General features: G+C 50.4%; 4 protein-coding genes. All 4 read left to right on the forward strand.

Features of this window, described 5'->3' with window-relative positions; genetic code table 11:
- A partial coding sequence (locus D588_RS23925) for a hemagglutinin repeat-containing protein (protein ID WP_198526725.1) occupies positions 1-2,067 on the forward strand: 2,067 nt, incomplete at its 5' end.
- A 21-nt stretch (positions 2,068-2,088) separates the two neighbouring features.
- Positions 2,089-2,313, forward strand: coding sequence for a ParB/RepB/Spo0J family partition protein (locus D588_RS26365; protein ID WP_157836409.1), 225 nt, complete (start codon positions 2,089-2,091; stop codon positions 2,311-2,313).
- A gap of 59 nt (positions 2,314-2,372) precedes the next feature.
- On the forward strand, positions 2,373-2,711 hold the full coding sequence (locus D588_RS27585; RefSeq protein ID WP_157836410.1) for a hypothetical protein: 339 nt from the start codon (positions 2,373-2,375) through the stop codon (positions 2,709-2,711).
- 173 nt (positions 2,712-2,884) lie between these two features.
- The gene (locus D588_RS27590; protein ID WP_157836411.1) at positions 2,885-3,289 is read left to right on the forward strand and encodes a hypothetical protein; all 405 of its coding nucleotides are present in this window, start codon (positions 2,885-2,887) and stop codon (positions 3,287-3,289) included.
- Positions 3,290-4,264: the final 975 nt, after the last annotated feature.

Genomic DNA, 4,264 nt, shown 5'->3' on the forward strand with positions numbered 1-4,264 from the left:
AACGACACCACGATCAAGGGTGCGCAGGCGATCGGCGATACCGTGCTGGCCAAGGTCGGTGGCGACCTGCTGATCCAGAGCGAGCAGGACACCAACGACTACAAGAGCAAGCAGCAGCAGGCCGGTGTCACCCTGGTATACGGCTTCAGCGGTAGCAGCGCCAGCTACAGCCAGCAGAAGACCGACAGCAGCTACACCAGCGTCAAGGAGCAGAGCGGCATCCAGGCAGGCAACGGTGGCTTCGACGTGACCGTTGGCGGCAATACCCACCTGATTGGCGGCGCCATTGCCAGCACGGCCGATGCAGCATTGAACCGTCTGTCTACCAATAGCCTGACGGTCGAGGACTTGCAGAACAAGGCCGAGTACAAGGCTGGCGGATTTGGTGTTGGCACGGGCGACTGGAAATCCGTGGCGGCCGGTGCGGCCTTGAGCCTGGCTGGCAATCAGAATGGTAGCAGCGGCAGTACGACCAAGAGCGACATTGCCGCGGGCAGTGTCGAGGTGCGCAATGGCGAATCGGCCGCTCTGGCCGGTTTGGATCGAAGCGCTACGGAACTGCAGCAGAGCGGGCTGAAGCAGATATTCGACGAGAAGAAGGTTGCGGAACAGCAGGAACTTGCCCAAGTCGCCGGTGAGGTGGCGTTTAGGTCGGCTAAGGAGCTCATTTCCTACAAGAGGGAGCAAGCGGCTGCAGATGCAGAACAAGCTATGGCCGATCTGGAAGCGGCCAAGGGCGATCCGGATGCGACGGCAGCCGCGAAGGCACGGCTGAACGCGGCCAACGACCAGCTTGCGAAGTGGAACGACGCGGGAGCGGCAAAGCAGATCACGCAAGTGACGGCTGGCGCATTGGCTGCTGCAGTCTCGGGCGGCAACGTTCTGAGCGCGGCCGGTGGCGTGTTGATGAACGAGACGTTGTTGCCGAAGTTCGCTGACGCACTGCAGAAGGGCGGGATACAGCCGGGAAGTGGTGCCGAGGCCACATTGATGAGTGGCCTCGGAGCCCTGCTCGGCGCCGCAGGCGGTCTCTTGGGCGGCGATGCGCAGGCAGGCGCAGCGTCGGGTAATGCCGTTCAGACCTATGGCTACTACGACTATCGCGAAGGACGTTCGCAGCGACAGGCGATGGCTGCCGAGGCGCTGAAGAATGTCGGCATCACCGATCCCAATGAAGTCGCCGGTGTCAATGCACTTCTCGACAACTGCGTGAAGCTTGGCTGCGATCCGGACAAGCTAGTGGTCCTGCTAAAGGCACCGGATGCAGCGTCGACTTTGCAGAAGCTCGCGAAATCCGAGACCGTCGCCTTCCAGATCTACGGTAAGGGTTTCAATGATCTGGACGAAGAGCAGCGCAAGGACGTCATCAACCATCTATCACCGGGGAAGGTCACGGTTGGAACCGGGACGGTTACGGATAGGGAAATGGAGGTTGTTAACACCGATGCGGCGTCTCCGCGCACGGATTCCCCTGCGGGGTCAGATGGCGCAGGGGCGTCCCAACAAGCGCAAGATGATGAAAAGAGTTTCAGATTGAAGGGCGTGATTTACGTTTCAAATCTTGCGATTGTTGGCGGCAAGGAAGCAGAGAAAATCAAGAATTGGTTAGGCGAAGATAATGCAGAGACTGCTGCACTGATGTTGATGGCGGCGGCAGGTGGGCCAGTGAAGACGCTGGGGAGCGCAATTTGGGCGCAAACCCCGATGGCGGCGTATCTGGAAGAAAAGAAAGAGCAGTATCTGGTCAGCCCGCTGTCAACCTTGGTCGGCGCCAACGCATTTGGTGCTGAGACCGATAGCGATCAGCAAGCCGTGCATCCCGCGAGCCATGCAACTAGCTCGATGCTTGTTGATACACTGCTGTCGTCGCTTGGTGTGCTGGGTACTAAAGCTGGTGCGATCGGTATTATTAAGAGTACCGATGGATTCTCGGGGGCAGTGAAAGATGCTGAGGAACATATATCTCTCCCCGGCACGCAAGAGGTAACTGCTGCAGTCACCCAGGATGGCCCGGAAATTATTAAAAGGAGTGTAGATCCGAAAATTTTGATTGGAAGGCAGGGTTGAGATGAGATTTCAGGATCACAAGTGAAGCGCTTGACAAAAGATATGAAAGCTAATGGCTATGATGTTAATAATCCCATTGACGTGGCTAATGTTGACGGAAAGTTGATTATTATTGATGGGCATCACCGCGCACTTGCCGCTCCAAGAGCTGGTATTAAAGAAGTGCCGGTTAACGTGCATGGCGTGACTAGAGAGCAGGCGGATCAACTTATGCGAGAAGCTGCAGAAGCTCGGGAAGGGCGCTAGACATGAGCTTAGATAATATAAATTGCGTCCTTCTATTTGTTAATCTTCAATCTCGCCTAATGAGTGAATTTTCCGAACTATATCCTGGAGTTAAGGATTGGCAGTGGCTTTCCGACTTCCCTAGAAGCGGAAAGCTAATCATTGATTGCGATCAATGGAAATTTACGAAACATGGCTCAGGTTTGCGGTTTAAGAGGATGGCTCGCGAGCCAAACTGGGTTGTAGACATTCATAAATTCATTGACAAGCCAAAAACAGTTGATAGTTGGCGGCTACTTCAATTTTATGAGTCTTGCGGAAAAGTTGTGGAGGAGGCCAAAATTGTTTCGGAATTAAACGAATTCTGCTCAAAAGGAATTTTTATTTCCAGTGGTCCTGGGCAATATACTTTAGTGTAGGTCTAAGCAAGCCTCCCACATCGACGACAAGTATCAGTATATGACCCAAGGGAGATTTGAATGACATAGCTGAACTTTTGCGAGGCGAGTCGTTAAGCGCGAGCGAACCGGTCGCGAGGTGTTCTTTCCACAGATGGGTCAGGTGATCCTTATGGCTTTATAGGGAGATAGTATTGAAAAATTTCGAATACGTAAATGGAGCTGTAGGACCGCTAAAATCAGGTATGACTAGGGAAGAAGTGAGAGCGGCACTCGGCATGCATGGCGAGTTTCGGAAAACCGTGTTTTCGGAAAATACGACGGATAATTTTCCTTCATCAGCGGCCCATGTTTTTTATGATTTAAGTGACATAATAAAGGGTGTCGAAATTTTTAACGCTGCTTCTTTTGTCGTTCTTGGAAGCGATATATTGTGCATGAAAGCTAGTGAGGCCATCGCATTTTTCAATGCTAATCAATTAAAAGTTGAGTTAATGGATTCTGGTTTTAATGTTGAGAAAATTAACGCCAGTTTTTATGTGCCGGATATGCTAGAAGATGAGTTGGCAAAGATTCTTTCCGTATATATAGACCTTTAGTATTAGTCATGAGAAATCATGATTTGGCAATTTCATTGGCCCTATTTTCGAGTTGGTCAATGGAAAACTGATACTATCGACCGATTAGAAGAATGCAAATTTCCCTCGCGAGAACGGTTGGCTAAGACACAGGCAACACATCGAATTTCCGATGTAAAAATCGTAACCTTCTATTATTAGCACAATAAGCGAACTGCCAGTCTGTATAACATGGAATTTATTGCTCTTCAGTGCAATCCTGAGTCTCGGTAAGGATATATGCATATAAAATTGCAAGGCCGCGACGACTCAATAGAAGTTCTGGGAATTTATTGGGTCAAAGGGAAAAAATATTATTGGATCATACCATGCGAAGGGTATCAAGGTTTTTCGGCCGTAAGCGAGGATGAGTGCAGAGTAACCGACTCATTCATGCCTCGTGACATGGTTGTTTATGAATACGATGATGGTAGTGAATCAATTCTACATTGGGCAGCACATGATCTATTAGAAGATTTGGTTGAGCATGATGCTCGAGCAATGACAGAATTTCTTAGAAGAAAACAAAATTTGGAGGGTGAAGATTAAATGGACGCAGTCTTCTCAAAACCCTGTAGTGGCAATGATAGAGCCCATTATGCGCCAACTTCTGGGGCAATAAGTCATAAGTAGAAACGGGATCAGGTTGACTTCCTAAATGGAACTGACCAATTACTCGATCCAAGCCAAGACCATGCGCTTGGCAGTCATTAGGCCGGCATACCGTCCGCGCAAAAAATTTGGACTAGCGCATATTTTTTGGTTGGAATGGGCTCCGAAGAAAACATTGTATTTTTCTATAATAGGATTTTCATACCATTCTTGTAGATTCGACAAATAGTTCGACAAATAGATTTTCCGCGAAAAATAACGGCTAACGGCTAACGGCCTGGGCGGGGTCAAGGCCAACACCAGCGCGCCCGGCCGCCGCTACCTGATCGAGACCGATCCGCGCTT

This window comes from Xanthomonas sp. SHU 308, assembly GCF_000364645.1.
Classification (GTDB): Bacteria; Pseudomonadota; Gammaproteobacteria; order Xanthomonadales; family Xanthomonadaceae; genus Xanthomonas_A; species Xanthomonas_A sontii.